At 61.6% G+C, this 16,872-nt stretch carries 12 protein-coding genes; 6 read left to right on the top strand and 6 right to left on the bottom strand.

The features are described 5' to 3' along the window. Positions 1 to 18: 18 nt before the first annotated feature. Positions 19 to 1,659 carry a response regulator transcription factor gene (locus tag LKX83_RS23635; RefSeq protein WP_227885297.1) on the bottom strand — a complete coding sequence of 547 codons (1,641 nt, stop codon included), beginning with the start codon at positions 1,657 to 1,659 and terminating at the stop codon, positions 19 to 21. Further along, positions 1,652 to 3,487, bottom strand: coding sequence for a cache domain-containing sensor histidine kinase (locus LKX83_RS23630; RefSeq protein WP_227885296.1), 1,836 nt, complete (start codon positions 3,485 to 3,487; stop codon positions 1,652 to 1,654). The genes LKX83_RS23635 and LKX83_RS23630 overlap by 8 nt, the downstream gene beginning before the upstream one ends. Positions 3,488 to 3,661: 174 nt before the next feature. Here LKX83_RS23630 and LKX83_RS23625 point away from each other — a divergent pair, with 174 nt between their 5' ends. The 5 genes from LKX83_RS23625 to LKX83_RS23605 all read left to right on the top strand — a co-directional run bounded on the left by LKX83_RS23625 (position 3,662) and on the right by LKX83_RS23605 (position 9,187). Continuing rightward, positions 3,662 to 4,549, top strand: coding sequence for a carbohydrate ABC transporter permease (locus LKX83_RS23625; protein WP_227885295.1), 888 nt, complete (start codon positions 3,662 to 3,664; stop codon positions 4,547 to 4,549). Beyond that, positions 4,549 to 5,379, top strand: coding sequence for a carbohydrate ABC transporter permease (locus LKX83_RS23620; RefSeq protein WP_227885294.1), 831 nt, complete (start codon positions 4,549 to 4,551; stop codon positions 5,377 to 5,379). Before LKX83_RS23625 ends, LKX83_RS23620 begins: the two co-directional genes overlap by 1 nt. An 877-nt stretch (positions 5,380 to 6,256) precedes the next feature. Next, a complete protein-coding gene (locus LKX83_RS23615; protein ID WP_227885293.1) occupies positions 6,257 to 6,835 on the top strand; it encodes a hypothetical protein in 579 nt (192 codons plus the stop codon). A 110-nt stretch (positions 6,836 to 6,945) separates the two neighbouring features. After that, the gene (locus LKX83_RS23610; RefSeq protein ID WP_227885292.1) at positions 6,946 to 8,271 is read left to right on the top strand and encodes a phytoene desaturase family protein; all 1,326 of its coding nucleotides are present in this window, start codon (positions 6,946 to 6,948) and stop codon (positions 8,269 to 8,271) included. 10 nt (positions 8,272 to 8,281) lie between these two features. Next, positions 8,282 to 9,187, top strand: coding sequence for an RNA polymerase sigma-70 factor (locus tag LKX83_RS23605; RefSeq protein WP_227885291.1), 906 nt, complete (start codon positions 8,282 to 8,284; stop codon positions 9,185 to 9,187). A 204-nt stretch (positions 9,188 to 9,391) separates the two neighbouring features. Here LKX83_RS23605 and LKX83_RS23600 read toward each other — a convergent pair whose 3' ends face one another. The 4 genes from LKX83_RS23600 to LKX83_RS23585 form a co-directional block, all read right to left on the bottom strand. Beyond that, on the bottom strand, positions 9,392 to 10,507 hold the full coding sequence (locus LKX83_RS23600) for an MBL fold metallo-hydrolase (protein ID WP_227885353.1): 1,116 nt from the start codon (positions 10,505 to 10,507) through the stop codon (positions 9,392 to 9,394). 693 nt (positions 10,508 to 11,200) lie between these two features. Beyond that, a complete protein-coding gene (locus LKX83_RS23595; protein WP_227885290.1) occupies positions 11,201 to 12,613 on the bottom strand; it encodes a sialate O-acetylesterase in 1,413 nt (470 codons plus the stop codon). A gap of 19 nt (positions 12,614 to 12,632) precedes the next feature. Beyond that, complete coding sequence (locus LKX83_RS23590) at positions 12,633 to 13,571, bottom strand: ROK family protein (RefSeq protein ID WP_227885289.1); 939 nt, start codon at positions 13,569 to 13,571, stop codon at positions 12,633 to 12,635. Between the two features lie 99 nt (positions 13,572 to 13,670). Further along, complete coding sequence (locus LKX83_RS23585) at positions 13,671 to 15,407, bottom strand: class I mannose-6-phosphate isomerase (protein WP_227885288.1); 1,737 nt, start codon at positions 15,405 to 15,407, stop codon at positions 13,671 to 13,673. Between the two features lie 184 nt (positions 15,408 to 15,591). Between LKX83_RS23585 and LKX83_RS23580 the strand changes: the two genes are divergently transcribed. Further along, positions 15,592 to 16,491: an AraC family transcriptional regulator gene (locus tag LKX83_RS23580; RefSeq protein ID WP_227885287.1), complete on the top strand. Its 900-nt coding sequence runs from the start codon at positions 15,592 to 15,594 to the stop codon at positions 16,489 to 16,491. Positions 16,492 to 16,872 lie beyond the last annotated feature (381 nt).

The raw sequence follows: 16,872 nt of genomic DNA, 5'->3' as shown, positions 1-16,872 counted from the left end.
TGTATTCCTTCTGCCGGTTCACATTTCTCCATCCTCCCGCCGCAGCCGGTATTCCGTCGGCGACAGCCCCACGTAATTGCGAAACGCCTTGCTGAAGTAATTCTTGTCCTTGTATCCCAGCATCTCGGAGATTTCCTGGATTTTGAGCGCCGGATCGTTCAGCAGTTCCCGGGCTTTGTCCATTCGGACTTTCTGGACGTACTCGTGGATGCCGAAGCCGAACTGCTGCTTGAACAGCTTCATCAGGTATTCGCGGCTGAGATAGTAGCGTTCGGTGAACATCGAAATCTTGATCTCCTCAAAGTAGTGCCGGTCGATATAAGCTTTGATCTCGCCGACGTCGAACGGCCGGTCCGCGGGACTCTCCGACCGGACCAGCTCCGCGTATCGATCGACCAGCCGGCACAGCAACGCCTCGTATTCGTCCATGCCGGCGAAGTCCGTTCCGACGCCGATCGAAGCGAGCGCGTCGGCACCCCCGATCGCGAGCTTCGCGGGCGGTACGCCGAAGTCGATCGCCGTGTCGTTCAGCAGAATGACGAGCTCGCCCAGCAGGCGATAGGCATGATCCAGGCTGAAGCCATCCAGCTCGCGCAGCCTCCGCGTCCAGTCGAGCACGACGCTCCGCGCCTGGCTCGCATGCCCGGATTCGATCGCGGCGCGGAGGAGCGGCATTCGCCCGGATACGGACGGAATTTCGCCCGAAGCCGAGGGAGGCGAAGCGGTCACGACGCCGTCCGCCAGCTTGCGGAGGTCGATGCCGCCGACGGCCGCCGCCGCCGCGTCGTAAGCGTCGGCGAGACAGCCGATCTCCACCGCCTGCGGGCCGAGACCGACGATCGCGGCAAGTCCGAACAGATCGCGGACGGCGGCGACGACTTTGTGCATGAAATGCGCGGAACGGAAGCGAAAATCCTTCGGCGTTCCGCCCGCCATCGCGTGGATGACGATCAGCTCGCGCGGGGCCTTCGGATTCGACAGGCCGAAGCTCTGGAAGCCTTCCTCCGACATGTCGTTCACGATATTCGAGACGGCGTACAAGAGCAGCCCATGCTCGCCGCCGAATCGCGACCCGGCGACCGCCTCCAGATTGAGCAGGCGCACCGAAGCGGCGCCGAACCGCTTGTCCGGATCGTCCGCCCCAATTAGCGGCAGCAGCGCCGCGCTGCCGCGGAACTTGAAGGTTCGGGCGATAATGGACAGATACACGTCTTCCTTGAGCTTGGGCAGCGACATGTTCAGCGTAATATTGCGATGGATGACTTCGCTCTCGCTGCTCTTGCGCGCCTCGATTAGGTCGATCGCTTTGCGCAGCGCCTGGTTCAGATCCTGCCGGTTGACCGGCTTCAGCAGGTAGTCTGCGACCCGGGACCGGATCGCCTGCCGCGTGAATTCGAAGTCGTCGAAGCCGCTGATCACGATCGTGAACAGATTCGGAAAGTCGCGTTCGACCTCCCGCAAGAAGGCGACGCCGTCCATTTCCGGCATCTTCATATCGACAAGGACGAGGTCGGGCTTGCACTCCCGCAGCAAGGCCAGTCCGACGCGGCCGTCCCCCGCCTCGAGCACCTCGCCGACGCCGAGTCCGTCCCAGTCGCCGAGTATGCGGATCGCCTCGCGCGAGGGCTCCTCGTCGTCGATGATCAGCACTTTATACATGCGTGTTTCCCCCTTCCCGCGGCAGCAGCATCCGCATCTCCGTCCCCGTATCGCCGGTCCGGATCTGCAAGCCGGCTTCGCCTCCGAAAATCAGCTTCAGCCGGGCGTTCAAATTGCGGAGGCCGATGCTGCCCTCCTCGCGGTCCTCCCATTCGGTCTCGAATGACCGCAATATCTTTTCCAGCGTGTCCGGCGCAATGCCGGGGCCGTCGTCCCGCACCGAGATGACGATATGCTCCGGCGCGAGGCGCATCGCGATCACGATCGCGACCGGCGAAGACACCTTCTCCAGCGCATGCTGGATCGCGTTTTCCACGAGCGACTGAATCGACAGCTTCGGGATGCGCGCGCCGAGCAGCGACTCGTCGAAGTCGTAGACCACCTGGAGCCGCTCGCCGAACCGAGCTTTTTGCAGCACGAGATAGCGCTCGATGTGCTTTAGTTCGTCCCTAGCTTGAACGACGTCTTTGCCGCTTATGCAGTAGCGGAGCGTCTGCGCCAGCGCGTCCACCATCTCCGTGATGTCCTCCATCCCCTGCTTGAGCGCTTTGGTCGAGATGGCCTGCAGTGCGTTGTACAGGAAGTGCGGATTGATCTCCGCCTCCAGCGCCTTCAGGATCGCGTTTTTGCGGGCGAGCTTCATCTTGTACCGTTCGTTGATCAGCTCGTTGGTCCGCCGAACCATCAAGTTGAAGTGCCGCGACAGATAGGCGATCTCGTCCCGCCCCTTTACCTCCGTCTCCGCGTCGAAAGAGCCCGCCGCGAAACGACTCATCTGGTGGGAGAGCTTCTTCAGCGGGCGCGTGATGGCATTGGAGGTCAAGGTCACAAGGATCGTGGCCAACGCCAGAAAGCCGACGCCGATCCAGATGCCGATCCGGCGGGCCGACACGGCCGTCCGGTAGATCTCGCTGTACGGGATCGGCTTGATCAGCCGCCAACCGTCCGTCTCGCTGACGTTTTCCACGACCATGTACCGCTCGTCTCCGTTCGACCAGCCGAACCGGTCCCGGTCGCCCGCTTCCCGCATCAGCGCCAGAAAGTCCGAGGACCGCGCCTCGTCGAAGAACGCCTTTTCGTCCGCATGAAAGACCACGCCCTGCGCGTCCAGCAAAAAAACGTGCTCTCCCGTGCCCATCGGGATGTCCTTCATGATCTCGTCCTTCACGCTGGGATTGAAGTAAAAGGACAGCACCGCCCTCGGCGCCCGATCGGCCAGCGAGCGAAGCACCCGGTGATACGCCATGAAGGCTTCGCCTTCCGGCAGCTTGTACCCGGTGGACGCGGGATAAAGAAGCGACTGGATCGCCCGGTTTTTCGGGCTGCTCATGGCGAGCTTGTACCAAACCTGCCGGGGAATGCCGTCGTCCTCCATGGCGCGGACGGTTACGTTGTACCGCTCCCGGGTCACGTACAAATATTTGCGCTCGTCCACGAGATACAGATAGATGCCGACCAGGTCGCTTCGGGAATAGTACAGGCTGCGCAGATAATCCTCCAGATACAGCCGCGAGACGTAGTCCTGCGACACTTTGCGGATGGCGCTCATCAGCGGATCGTAGCGGATCTGCGGCAGCGATAGCTGCTCGATCTCGGCCATGTACTTGACGAAGTTCTGGTTCACCAGCTTCAGATTGCTCCGGTTGCTCGCGATGCTGTAGTCGACCGACTGCCGTTCGATCGTCTTGTACGAGATGAAAGTCAGAGAAGCGACAACGAGAATGATGATGGACGTGAAGAGCAGGATCAGCTTGTTCACCAGCCGCCGCGAGGCGAAATCCCCCACCCGGCGCACCCTTCTCCGGACCCGATTCCATAGCGTATCCATAGTTCCTCCCCGCCCCCGCACAGTTCACCTTATTACCCTTAACTGTTTACTTAAATCCATTTTTTCACCGCGGGCAGCCGTTTAATATTGCATTATAGCCGAACTGTCCCGGATGTACAGAACGCGTTTGACGGACGGTTCGCGCGGTGTAGAAACGACGAAAGAGGTGCGGGGATGTCTAAACTCAAGCGAAAACTTGGCGCGAAGATCGAATTCGGACTGTTCACCGTGCCGGTGCTGCTCTGCGTGGCGATCGCCTTTTACATCCCGTTCGCGATGACGGTCCGCTACTCGCTGACCAAGTGGAACGGCATATCCAAGCATCCCAAATTCATCGGCTTGGACAACTTTAAGCAAATTTTCACCGGGGACGCCAACTTCGCGAATTCCGCCTGGTTCACGATCAAATACGCAGTGCTCTACATCGTCTTGATCAACGTGCTGGCCATCCTGCTCGCCCTGATCCTCGACGCCAAGCTGAAGTCGAAGACGTGGCTGCGGGCAGCTTTCTTCATTCCGTACATTTTGAGCCTGGTCATCGTCGGGTTCATCTGGAAGTTCATTTTCATGCAAGGCTTCGAATCGCTCGCGGACAGCACCGGCTGGGGCATCTTCAAGCTCAGCTGGCTCGGGGAACCCGGCCTCGCCTTTATTTCCGTTCTCGGCGTCTCGATTTGGCAGTCGATCGGCTTTTACCTCGTCATCTACATCGCGGGGCTGCAGTCGGTGCCCGACGATCTGAAGGAAGCGGCCGTCGTGGACGGCGCCGGACCGATCCGCCGCTTCTTCAGCGTGACGCTGCCGCTGCTCGCTCCTTCGATCACGATCGCCGTCTTCATGGCGCTGACGAACTCGATCAAGGTGTTCGACGTCATCCTCTCGCTCACCGGCGGCGGTCCCGGCGGGACGACGTACAGCATCGCCTACGACATCTACCGGGATACATTCCAGAACAACCTGTACGGCTACGGCACGGCCAAGGCGCTCATCTTGTTCGTGGCGGTGCTCGTCATCACGGTCGTGCAGCTGACCATTTTCAAACGCAGGGAGGTCGAGGGATAATGTCCACACGCAAGACCGGCCGCCTGCTCGGAGAGATCGTCATGATCCTCCTCTCGCTCTTGTTCCTGTATCCGCTGTTCCTGGCCGTCATCAACTCGATGAAAAGCTTCCAGGAGGTCATGACCGACGTCATCGCCCTGCCGAAGAAGCTCACGTTTGCGAACTACTCGTACGTCTGGGAATTCATCAATTACCCGCGGCTGTTTCTGAATAACACCGTCATTACCGTGCTCGGGCTGGCCGGCATCATCCTGGTGTCGTCCATCGCCGCCTACAAGCTGTCGCGGACGAAGTCCCGGTCTAGCGCGATCATCTACTTTATCTGCATCATGCCGATGCTGATCCCGTTCCAGTCGATCATGCTCACGGTGCTGAAGACGGCGCGGTACCTGCACTTGTCCGATAGTACTTGGGGCCTCGGGCTGCTGTATTGGGGCTTCGGCGCGCCGCTCGCTGTGTTCATCTACCACGGCTTCGTCAAGGGCATCCCCAAGGAGCTGGACGAGAGCGCGATGATCGACGGCGCTTCGGGTTTCCGCCTGTTCTTCTCCGTCATCTTCCCGCTGCTCAAGTCGGTGACGACGACGATCGTCATCATCGACGTCATGTGGATCTGGAACGACTTCCTGCTGCCGCTGCTCATGGTCAACGGTTCGCCGTCGACCAAGACGCTGACGCTCGCCGCGTACACGTTCGTCGGACAATACACGTCCGACTGGCAATACGCGATGACCGCGATGGTCATGGCCGTGCTGCCTTCGATCGTGGTGTTCATCTTCCTCCAGAAATATATCGTCAAAGGCGTCGTCGCCGGAGCGGTGAAGGGGTAAGGCGCCAGCGGCAGGGGGACTTCCGACAAACCCAAAACGGAGCCGGACGGCTCCGTTTTGGGTTATAGGTGCAGACTAAACGTTATTGTCGAACGAGCAGATTGACGCCTCTCGGTTCAATAACGTTTCGGGTAATCCCGATTTTTTATCCGGCTGGAATAAATACCGTTTTTCCTTTCGAGAAAGCCGTATTGTGCGCAAGCTGAAACGTGTCCGTGCGTCGGAATTGTGCGGATTTTCCGAGTAGCTTTCTCTGAAGTCCGTCCATGCGCCGGAATTGTGCGGATTTTCCGAGTAACTTTTACCTGAAGCCTGTTCAAACGCCGGAATTGTGCGGATTTTCCGAGTAACTTTTGCTGAAGTCTCTCCATTCGCCTGAATTGTGCGGATTTTCCGAGTAACTTTCGCCGAAGTCCGTCCATACGCCGGAATTGTGCGGTTTTTCCGAGTAACTTTCGCCGAAGTTCGTCCATGCGCCGGAGTTGTGCGGATTTTCTGAGTAACTTTCGCCGAAGTCCGTCCATGCGCCGGAATTGTGCGGATTTTCCGAGTAACTTTTGCTGAAGTCCGTCCATGCGCCGGAATTATGCGGATTTTCCGAGTAACTTTTGCCGAAGTCCGTCCATGCGCCGGAATTGTGCGGATTTTCCGAGCAACTTTCGTCGAAGTCCGTCCATGCGCCGGAATTGTGCAGATTTTCCGAGTAACTTTCGCCGTAAGGACTACCTTGAACGGTAGATCGTCGATTTTTTCGACTATCGCGACCGCACAACCCTCGTTTCCGTCTCCGTTAGTCGATTTTTTCGATGAACGCACCCACAAACTGGGACATGTTATGGAGGGACAGTGCATTCATTAATGGAATAGGAGCAAACCGATGCGACAAATGCGACGAATCCGCTTGCTGCTTCTGCTGAGCGTGGTATGCTTGACGGCTTCCGGCCAATCCGTTCGCGCTCAGCCGCGCGATTTGACGGCCCAGGAAGCTTACCGAATCGGTCTTGCACCCGCTCGTAAAGCAGGTCTGGACCAATTGATCCTTCTCACCAGCGTCGATCGCGCAGTCGAAACTAGAGATACGATTACGCTTGGTGCGAACGGAAAAAGAGAAGTGTGGAACCTGGTCTTCGGCCATCGGGGCAGTCAGCGGATTCTAATCGTTAACATCAAAAACGGCGGCGTCGCCTCCGCGAGAGAAAGCCGCGACTTCGTCCGGGACGACGAGTTCATCCAGGCATCGGAACTCGTCGTCGATTCTCCTTACTTGTACGAGCAAGCGGTCAAGCTGCGTCTTCGACCGGGACAATCGTTCGCCAGAGGCTATCACTATATCGTTCGGAGGGAGTGGCAAACCGTCTTCTTTACGGTCGTCGGCTACGACGAGCGGCAACGCATGAAAAAGCTTCATTTTGATGCCCGCACCGGCAAATGGATCGGCATCACGTCCCGCTCATAGAAAGACCTGCAACGCGAAAGCTTCTTTTCAACGCTTTTACGCCAAGTCTGTCACAAATCCGCCCCTCTCCTCGTCTCGTGTGCATCCGGATGAAAAGAGGAGATGAGGACATGCAAACGGCATATCCAATGAAGGAGTATGACGCGGTCGTCGTAGGGGGAGGGTTCGCCGGGTTGATCGCGGCCGTGAAGCTGGCTCGCGCGAATCGAAAGGTCATCCTGCTGGAGCGATCGAATCAATTGGGCGGACGCGGAATGACGCATGAGAAGAACGGCGCGCTGTTCAATCTGGGCGCGCATGCGCTCTACCGGGACGGCGAGGCCAACGCCATGCTGCGCGAGCTTGGCGTCTCGATCGAAGGCAGCGTTCCTCCGACCAACGGCTATGGCATCTGGCAGGGGCGCCTCGCCCCGCTGCCCGTCACCCCTTGGCTGCTGCTGCGCTCGCGGCTGCTCTCCGGGTCGGGGAAGCTGGAGCTCGGACGATTCATGGGGCGCCTGCACCGCTACGATCCCGCGGCGATCCCAAAGATGAGCTTGCGGGAGTGGGCCGAACGCGAAATTCGCGATCCGATGGTCCGCCACTTTTTTTACGCGTTGAGCCGGACGGGGACGTACAACAAGGAGGTGAGCCGCCAGCTTGCCGGCCCGGCCCTGCTTCAAGTCCAGCGTTCGATGAAGGGGAGCGTTCTGTATGTGCACGGAGGATGGCAGCGATTGGTGGATCAACTGCACGAACTAGCCGTCCGGGCGGGCGCGACCGTACGCACGGGGGCGGCGATCGCCAACATCATCCGCGAGGACGGCCGAGTGAGCGGCGTTCGGCTCCATGATGGCGAGACGCTGTCCGCCCGGACGGTGATCAGCACGCTCAGCCCCGCGGGAACACATCGGCTCGTGCAGGACGCCGAGCTGCCCTCGCTGGAGCGCTGGAAGAACGAGGCACGACCCATCATGGCCGCCGGTCTGGACTTGGCGCTCAAACGGCTGCCGATCCCGGACCGCCACTTCGCGATCGGCCTGGACCAGCCCGTGTACTTCTCTCACCACACCTCCGTAGCCCGATTGAGCGACGAAGGTCACCGGGTGGTGCATTTGCTGAAGTATAATGGCGCCGGAGAAAGCGACCCTCGCGCCGACGAGCGGCTGCTCGAAGAGACGATGACGTTGATCCATCCGGGCTGGCGCAATGAGGTCGTCGCCCGACTATATTTGCCCAACATCGCCGTCTCCCACGACTATATGCATCTGGACCGGACGGGACCGCTGCCCGGACCGCGCGTCCCGGAGCTGCCGGGCTTCTACGTGGCAGGAGACTGGACGACGCATGGCGAAATGCTCGTAGACGCGGCCGCCGCAAGCGCCGACCGGGCCGCCCGACAAGTGTTGGAAGATCTGCGGCCGCATACGCGCGCGGCGGCCACCGAAACGGCCTGAGGTGATGGGATTGGACCAAAATTTGCTCACGAACGAAGTCTACGGCGCCTACAAGCCGCTTCTATTCTCGTTGGCATATCGCATGTTGGGGAGCGTCATGGACGCGGAGGACATCGTACACGAGGCATTCCTGGCCTTGAATACGGCAGAGCCGGACGCCATCCGCAACGTCAAAGCTTATCTGTGCCGGATCGTAACCAACCGCTGCCTCGATCTCTTGAAGTCCTCCCGGCATCGCAGAGAGGTCTATGTCGGCCCTTGGCTGCCGGAGCCTCTTCTGACAGAGAAGGATGGACCGTACGAGTCGCTTGCCCAGCAAGAATCGCTGTCGACCGCTTACCTCCTCCTGCTTCAGCAGCTTTCCGCCGTCGAACGGGCCGTTTTTCTGTTGCGAGAGGCTTGGGGATACGAATATGCGGAGATTGCGGATATGGTCGGCAAGAGCTCGGCGAACTGCCGGCAAATCTTCCGCCGAGCCAGGCGCGGACTGGAGGAACAAGGGGGAGCGATAGGGGAAACAGAGGAACGTCTTCCTCCCGCATCGGGTGAAGGGTCGAAAGAACAGTTGGCCCGGCTTGTCAGCCAGTTTGTTCAGGCCATTTCCTCGGGCGATACCGGCTTGCTGCTGCGCACGCTCGCGGTGGACGCCTCCGCCTATACGGACGGCGGCGGCAAGACGAACGCCGCGCTGCGGCCGATCCGGGGCAGCGATCGCGTGGCGATGTTCCTGTTCAGCATCTATGCCAAGCAGCCGGCCGACGCCTCCTACCGGTACGCCGACGTGGGCGGCGAACCCGGCATCGTCCTCTACGCGGACGGTCAGCCCTCGACGGTCCTTACTTTCCGCGCGGAACAGGACCGGATTGCGGATATCTATATCGTCGTCAATCCGGAGAAGCTCGCGAACGTCCGCTAGCCGCCGGCCTCCCCTCCCGCCATCCGGCGGGCATTTTTTATACCGTCAGGACTGCAGGGGCGATGCGGGCTTCGACATGGGCGTTGTGAACTACGGTATGGGCGTTGTGGATTGCGGCAGGGGCATGGCGGACTATGGCAAAGCTCAAAAAAAAGGCCAGGCGCGGGAATTTCCCGCACCCGGCCTTTCTGGCCATGCGTCGTCTTACCGCCACCATGCGGCGGACGGATAGGTCGCCCCTCCGATCAGGACGGGCTCCCCGATCCGCGGCGTGGCGATCTTCGTCCGCCGCTCTCCGGCGGCCTTGGCGGCCCGTTCCACCGGATCTCTCCAATCGTGAAGCGCCAGCGTGAAGGCGGCCCAATGGATCGGGATCATGAGCTTGCCCCTTACGTCGAGATGCGCCTGCACCGTCTCCTCCGGCAGCATGTGGATGGCGGCCCAGCGCTTGTCGTACTGCCCGCACTCCATCAGCGTCAGATCGAACGCGCCGTACTTGTCTCCGATCTGGCGAAAGTGCGGGCCGTACCCGCTGTCTCCGCTGAAATAGATCCGCGCAGCCGCGCCGACGATCACCCAGGAGCACCACAGCGTCCCGTTGCGGTTCGTGAGGCCGCGGCCGGAGAAGTGGCGGGCGGGCGTGCAAGCCAGCGTGAATCCTTCCCAGGCGATCTCATCCCACCAATCGCACTCCTCGATTCGCTCCGGCGCGACGCCCCACCGCTCCAAATGGGCGCTGACGCCGAGCGGAACGAAAAACCGTCCGACCTTGTCCTTCAGCCGCTTGATGGAGCCGTAGTCCAGATGGTCGTAGTGATCGTGGGAAAGGAGCACCGCATCGATCGGAGGCAGGTCTTCGATCTCGATCGGCAGCTTGTCGCTATACCGCTTGCCACCGATCCTAGGAAAGGGCGACGGAGACCGGCCGAGCATCGGATCCAGCAGCAGCCGCTTGCCGTCCAGCTCGAGCAGCAACGCCGAGTGGCCGAACCAGGTGACCTTGGCCTGAGCGCGTCCGGCATCGCTTCGCTGCAGCGACAAAGGGCTGAGCGGTTCGGTCGCCAGTGAGCCGTCGGGTCTGCCGCCCGGTCTGCCGCGGATGAGATCCCCCAAGGCCGTGAGATTCTCGCGCAGCGACATCTTCACCGAGGTCGGCACGAGATTGACGAACTTGCCGTTCTCGTAGTGGGGGGACCGAAGCATGCGCGAGCGAGCGCCCTCCCCGGGTTTCCCGCCGAACGCCGGATAATAGCGCAGGACGAGCGTCGTTGCCAGCGCGAGCGCCGCCACCGCGCCGATTACGATCAGAGCAGCCAGCATGGTCGTCACCTCTTCTCTCCGAATGCCAAGTTTCTCTATTATGTTGAGAATACCAATATACGCACGCGATTTCAAAGAGGTCGCCTGCCGCGGGATCGGAGGAAAGGAAATGTGCACGGGACAGGCTCCGGCCGGGAAGGCTCATTCAGGGGCGGCGCGTACCAAAAGGCCCACCGATCGTGACTCGCCCGCAGTTGGAGCATTTTGCTCCATCTGGCCGCTCACCGATCGCGCCTACGCCGCAGTTGGAGCATTTTGCTCCATCTGCCCGCGCACCGATCGCGCTCGCGCCGCAGTTGGAGCATTTTGCTCCATCTGGCCGTACACCGATCGCGCGCCCGCCACAGTTGGAGCATTTTGCTCCATCTGGCCGCTCACCGATCGCGCTCGCGCCACAATTGGAGCATTTTGCTCCATCTGGCCGCATACCGATCACGCCCATGCCGCAGTTGGAGCATTTTGCTCCATCTAGCCGCTCACCGATCGCGCGCCCGCCACAGTTGGAGCATTTTGCTCCATCTGCCCGCGCACCGAACGCTCCCCCTCCGTAGTTGGAGCATTTTGCACCTTCTGCCTGGGCACCGATCGCGCCCCCGCCGCGGTTGGAGCATTCTGCTCCATCTGGAGCTCCCCGCTCGCTCCTCTGCCGCAGATAGCGCAGTTTGCTCCATCTGGCTCTCCGACGCGCTTATGCTACTCCGCCTCCACCCGCAAGCCGTAAAAAGCCAGCATCGGCCAGCGCGTGGCGTCGTCGAACGGCACGTAGTACGCCGGGTTCGTCTCGAACGCGCCGTGAACGACGGCCTCGCCTTCGAGCGGCCGCGCGAGCGTCAGACCGATCTCGCGCGGCCCTTCCACGCGCCACGACCGAACCGCCACGCGCCCGTTGGCGTCCTCCACCGCGAACACGTCCTCCGTCGTATGCGCGAGCAGATGGCCGCCCACATCCTCGAACCGCACGACGATGCGGGGCTCGCCCGCTTCGTCATCCGCACGGTAGACCGCACCGGCGGCGTGCGGCGCCCGAAACGCGGCTCCGCGGCCATAGACGTCCGCCAGCGCCGCTTTGGCCAGACGGAGACCGATTTTCACGTTGCCCTCCGGCCCGTTATGGATGTTGTCGCAGACGCCGCAATCGAGCGAGGGAACGACCGCCACGCCCGGAATGCGCGCCGCCGCCTGCCGTTGGGCTTCGCGCACGCGGCCCCAGCACCGGTCCAGCGCGTCCGACACTTCCCAGCCGATGAGACGGTTGAGCTGGACGGTAAGCACCGGCAGCACGGGTTCGCCGAGGTCCGCCCGCAGCTGCGCGACGAACCGCTCGAAGCGCTCCGCGTACGTCTCGGACTCCCCGCTCTCCGGCACGTTCGCGTCCGAGCAGCCTTGGTACCAGGCCATCCCTTTGACACGGCCGCCTGCCGCCTTTACGATGTCCAGCATGTTGCGGTACAGCTCGCCGCTCTCCTCGGCGTTCCAGCTGCGCAGGTGCGAGCCTCCTAGCGCCGTGGGCACGAGACCGATCGGATAGCCGAGCTCGCGCTTCAGCCGCTTGGCGAACGCGAGGAACGGCGAGTGGCCCGGATTGGACCATTCGCGATTGGGCGGGAACCGCGTATCCGTCGGATCGTTCAGCGGATGCGTCGCCATGTCCCATCTCCCGTTCAGACGATGGAGATGAACGCCCAGCTCGGGGCTGTCGTCGTGCGGACCCCGTCCATAGCCCGCGGCGTTGCTCTGCCCGGCGATCAGCCAGAGGTCCCCGACGCCGAGGTGATGGATCATATCGCCTCGAACGGGCCACTCCATCGCCGGATCGTCCTCGCGAATGCGCAGGCACGTCTCGACGCGGTACAGTCCGCCCGCAGGTACATCGAGCCGAATCGACCAATCCCGCTCTTCCGCCATCTCGCAGCGCTGCCATGGGACGACCGTCTCTCCGTCTTCCTCCCGCATGATGCGGACATAGCCCTGCGCCTTTGCCGGATCGAAGTCGCCCTCCGCGTGCCAGCCGCCGCTCAGCGCCAGCTCCGCCCGGCCCTCCCGCTGCTGCAGGATCGTCCAGGATGCGGGTCCCTCTTCGATGAACAGCCCGCTCGCTTTCGCCATCCTCTGCTCCTCCTTTTTTCTATGAATCGTGCCGATCGGCCAGATAGGACATGCCGAGCAGCACGGACGTCTCGGGGTCTCCCGCCGCCAGAAAGCGCGGCGCTCCCCAAGGCGTCCAAGCCTGCTCCCGCACCATTTCCGCGAGCGGCGACAAAATGCGCGCCGCCGACTTCATGAGGCCCCCGCTCAGGATGACAACCTCGGGATCGTACGCGTGAATCAGATTAACGATCCCCGCGCTCCAATGCCGGAGCAAATCGGCTTCAAGGCGCGCGGCGAAAGCGTCGCCTTCCTCGCTCGCCCGCAGCACCGACGCGTACCCCCAGTCCGTTTCCGCCGCGAGTGCGCTGTCCGCGTAGCCCGGCAGCTTCGCCGCCCGCAGCGGGATGCCCCAGTGGCTTGCCTGCGCTTCGAGGCAGCCCGGATTGCCGCAGTTGCAGCGCTCTCCGTAAATATCGGTGGTCAGATGTCCGCCGAGAATGCCCGCCTGCCCGTGCTTGCCCCGCAGCACCCGGCCGCCGATCATCGCCGCCGTTCCGATCCCGGTGCCGAAAATGACCAGCACCGCATCCCGCTCTCCTCGGGCGGCGCCGTAAGCCGTTTCTCCGATCAGCGCCGCGCGGGCGTCGTTTTCCACGACGAGCGGCAAGCCCAAGCGTTCCTGCGACCAACCCGCGAAATCGAATCCGAGGGCATCCGTATATTTGTCTTTGATGGAGAGGAGCGTTTTTCCTTCTCCGTCGATGATGCCGGGCAGCGCGATGCCGATTCCGCCGCAGGCGGCCAGCGACGTACCGGCTTCGCCTAGCAAACGCCGGATGCCTTCCTCCACGTCCGGCAGGCGGGACAGCAACCCCGTCCCGGACCGTGCCGGAATGCTGATCTTCGCCAGCATTTCTCCGTCCCGGATCAATCCGATCTTGATGTTCGTGCCCCCAAAGTCGATGGTGACGTTCACGCGGGTTCCCCCTAAGCCAAGTTCATTCCGTTCGAATCGCGCGCTCCGAATCGTACGCGAGACTCCGTTTCGTTTCCTCGAATCCCGGTCCGGCCGCGATCAGCCCCGGACATACGCCTTGATCGTCGCGCTCCGGCCCTTCGAAGGGTCCGCCGACCGGATCGTGTAGGCGCCGACGGCGGCCGGCACGATAAACGTCTCCGCGTACCGAACGACGAACGGCTCGAACGCGCCCGTCGGGCTTTCCACGATCGCCTCTTCCCCTTCGACCAGGTTCAGCATCTGGACGCCGCCGTTTGTATGATGCGGAACCGCATCCGTGAACCAATGGCGGCGGGTTTCGATGAACTGGAGCTCGTGCATCCCCGTGCGCTCCTCCGACCAGCCCTCGCCTTCCGCGACCGGTTCCACGCGATCCATCAGATTCTCCTCCACCCACGCGGTGCGGCGGTCCCACTGAATGTTGCGGAAGCCGTGCTCAAGGTGAACCGGCCGCGGCTTGCCGTCGAGGCCCAGGCGATCCCAGTCCCAGAGCTTGAACGTGAAGATATACGGCGTCGCGCTGATCTCGAGAACCATCGTATCCGTACACGAGCAGTGTACCGTACCCGCCGGAATGAGGAAGTGATCGTGCTTGCGGGCCGGGAAAAGGTTCACGTGCCGGTCGGCGGGGAACGAAAATCCGCCGTCCTGCGCGCGCCTCAGATCCGCCATCATCGTTTCCGGATCCACGTCTTCCCGGAGTCCGAGATAAACCGTTCCGCCTTCCTTTGCCTCCAGGATGTAGTAGCTCTCATCCTGCGTATAGCTCATCCCGAAATGCTGCTGAATGTAATCCGTCAGCGGATGGACCTGCAGGCTCAGGTTTTGCCCGCCGATCGTGTCGAGGAAGTCGAAGCGGATCGGGAATTCGGCGCCGAACCGTGCGTACACGCGCTCGCCCAGCAGCGCCTTCGGCTCGAAAAACACGACGTTCAACGAAGGCATTTCGATCTGTACGCCACCGTACCGATAGATCAAGCTGTTTTCCTCCGGGACGCCGTCGAAACCCCAAGCGTACGGATTGCCTTTCGGCTCGAGTCCGATGTTCTCCTCCAGCCATGTTCCGCCCCACACGCCCGGATCGAAATACGGCACAAGGCGGAACGGCCGCCGCACGGTCTCCCGAATGCCCGCGAACAGCGCGGCGCCCGTCACCATGCGCGGGTCGTCCTGGCGGTTCGTGTCGAGGTAATAGTCCGCCCGCTCCAGCAGCGCGCGCTTCAGCCGGTCGGCCGTGCGCCATTCGACGAAGAAGCCCCGCTTGTACTTGCGCAAAATATCCTCGTCCTCATTGTCCGCCCGCCAATTGCCGAATTCTTTGCTGCGGTAGCGCTGCTGGATTTCCCAACGCGCCAGATCGGCATAGACCAGCACGTCCCCCTCGGCCACAAGCGAAGCGCCGAAGCCGACGACGAGCACGACCCCTTCCGGGACCTCCTCGACTTGCCTTCTGGCGGCCGCGAGACGCTCCGCGTCGTAGAATTCATCTATCGTAAAAGGTGCCTTGAATCCGAAAACGCGGTCTTCCGTCAAATAACGGCCGAGCAGCTTCTGCAGCCGGTCCGCGTCCAAGGCGGCCTCCTCGGCGCGCACCACCAGCGCGGGCCGAAGCCCGGAAAGCCCGCTCACGATCTCTTCGATTCGGACGGCCGGGTAACATTCGACGACGACGATCGTCTTCGTCCGCTGCCCGGCATGCGAGGCCAGCCGATCGGCGATCGCGCCGTATCCTGCCCATGCTTCCTGTCGCCAGCCTTCGATTGCGATGACCGGTTTTTGTTCGTAGAATGCCAAACCAACCAACCCCCTCTTTTGATATCCAACCTGATCTTCATGATAGAGGAACGTCCTTGCGAATTCTTTTCAGGTTAAAGACGACGATTTATAAAAAGTGGACAGAAACCGGCCGCGTCGCCGCCAAGGCGTTGAATTCGGAGGAGCGAATCGGTAAGATGTGTAGTACGGATGGTGTTCGCCCATGGAATTTACGCAGCAGGAACTGAACCGCAACAACGCCATACTGAACGACTACGCGGCCAGCCTGACCGGCTCCGACCTCTCCTTCTACGTCCACTATTGGGGCGGAGAGCGGAAGCTGTACACAAACCACGTGCACAAGCACTCCTTTTTCGAAATTTGTTACGTCATCGGCGGGGAAGGCCGCTACGAGGAAGGCCCGCACCGGCTGCCGATCGGGCCGGGCACGCTGTTCATGTCGCGTCCTCACCTAAAGCACCAGATCATCAGCGAAGACGGGCTGTACATCGTGTTCGTCGCCTTCGAGCTCATCCCCACGGAATCGTCCGAGGAAGGGGTGCGCCGGTTTCAAAGTTTGGAAAAGTCCCGAGCCTTCCACCTCCCGAATGCGGAAACGCTTCCCGCCGTTCTCATGTGGCTGGCGCTGCTGAGGCAAACGTCGGCTTCGCCGCGTTTTTTCGACGACAGCATCCTGGGGCTCGCTTGCGCGCTGCTCGCCTCGTTCGAGACCGCGTTCGCCGACCAGCGCGGACCGGCCCGCGCGACGGCCGTTCAGCCCTCCGCATCGACGCTGGTGCACCGGGCCAAGCTGTACATCCGGGACAATCTGTCCCAGGAGCTTAAGCTGTCTTCCGTAGCCGATTACCTGCACGTCTCGCCTCGCCACCTGTCCCGCTTGTTCGGGGAGGAGCTCGGTCAGTCCTACACGACCTACGTGCGCCGGGAGCGCATCCGCCAAGCCGTCTCCCTGCTGACGACGACGGAGTGGTCGATCAAGCAGATCGCCGAGGAGACCGGATTCGATACGGTCCACTACTTCACGACCGTATTCAAATCCGAGATGGGCGAGCCGCCCGGCCAATTCCTCAAAAAGCTGCGCGAGCATACCGACATGTTCTAGCGTCCGGGTGTCGCGCGGCGCCGCATGAAGAGAACCTCCAGCCCCGCTTGGGTCCAAGCGGGGCTGGAGGTTCTTGGCGTAGTACGGAGCGCGGCGGGGCGAAAGGCGATCGGAGAGCGGCTGGATGAAGACGGAGGCGGAGGCGGAAACTTGGACAAAGTTCGCGGGTACGCTTAAGTACGGAAAAAATGCCGCTCTTTTGCACATAGGCTCACACCTCTGATGTTGTACGGTACATTTTACTACTCATACCTACCTGAGCCCCGCTTCCACGGGCAAATGTGGTAAGAAACACCACTCACGGCGCCGAAAGCCTCGCATCTTCTCACATGTGCGGCAGATCGTACCACTCATGCCTAACCGAGCCCCGCTTCCACGAGC

The sequence above is a fragment of the Cohnella baijiui genome, from assembly GCF_020731285.1.
Lineage (GTDB): Bacteria > Bacillota > Bacilli > Paenibacillales > Paenibacillaceae > Cohnella.
This window is presented reverse-complemented; position numbering and strand designations above follow the sequence as displayed.

Excerpts from the sequence above, each read along its gene's own strand:
- LKX83_RS23635 (WP_227885297.1), bottom strand. The coding sequence starts at position 1,659 with ATGTATAAAGTGCTGATCATCGACGACGAGGAGCCCTCGCGCGAGGCG.
- LKX83_RS23630 (WP_227885296.1), bottom strand. The coding sequence starts at position 3,487 with ATGGATACGCTATGGAATCGGGTCCGGAGAAGGGTGCGCCGGGTGGGG.
- LKX83_RS23625 (WP_227885295.1), top strand. The coding sequence starts at position 3,662 with ATGTCTAAACTCAAGCGAAAACTTGGCGCGAAGATCGAATTCGGACTG.
- LKX83_RS23620 (WP_227885294.1), top strand. The coding sequence starts at position 4,549 with ATGTCCACACGCAAGACCGGCCGCCTGCTCGGAGAGATCGTCATGATC.
- LKX83_RS23615 (WP_227885293.1), top strand. The coding sequence starts at position 6,257 with ATGCGACAAATGCGACGAATCCGCTTGCTGCTTCTGCTGAGCGTGGTA.
- LKX83_RS23610 (WP_227885292.1), top strand. The coding sequence starts at position 6,946 with ATGCAAACGGCATATCCAATGAAGGAGTATGACGCGGTCGTCGTAGGG.
- LKX83_RS23600 (WP_227885353.1), bottom strand. The coding sequence starts at position 10,507 with ATGCTGGCTGCTCTGATCGTAATCGGCGCGGTGGCGGCGCTCGCGCTG.
- LKX83_RS23595 (WP_227885290.1), bottom strand. The coding sequence starts at position 12,613 with ATGGCGAAAGCGAGCGGGCTGTTCATCGAAGAGGGACCCGCATCCTGG.
- LKX83_RS23580 (WP_227885287.1), top strand. The coding sequence starts at position 15,592 with ATGGAATTTACGCAGCAGGAACTGAACCGCAACAACGCCATACTGAAC.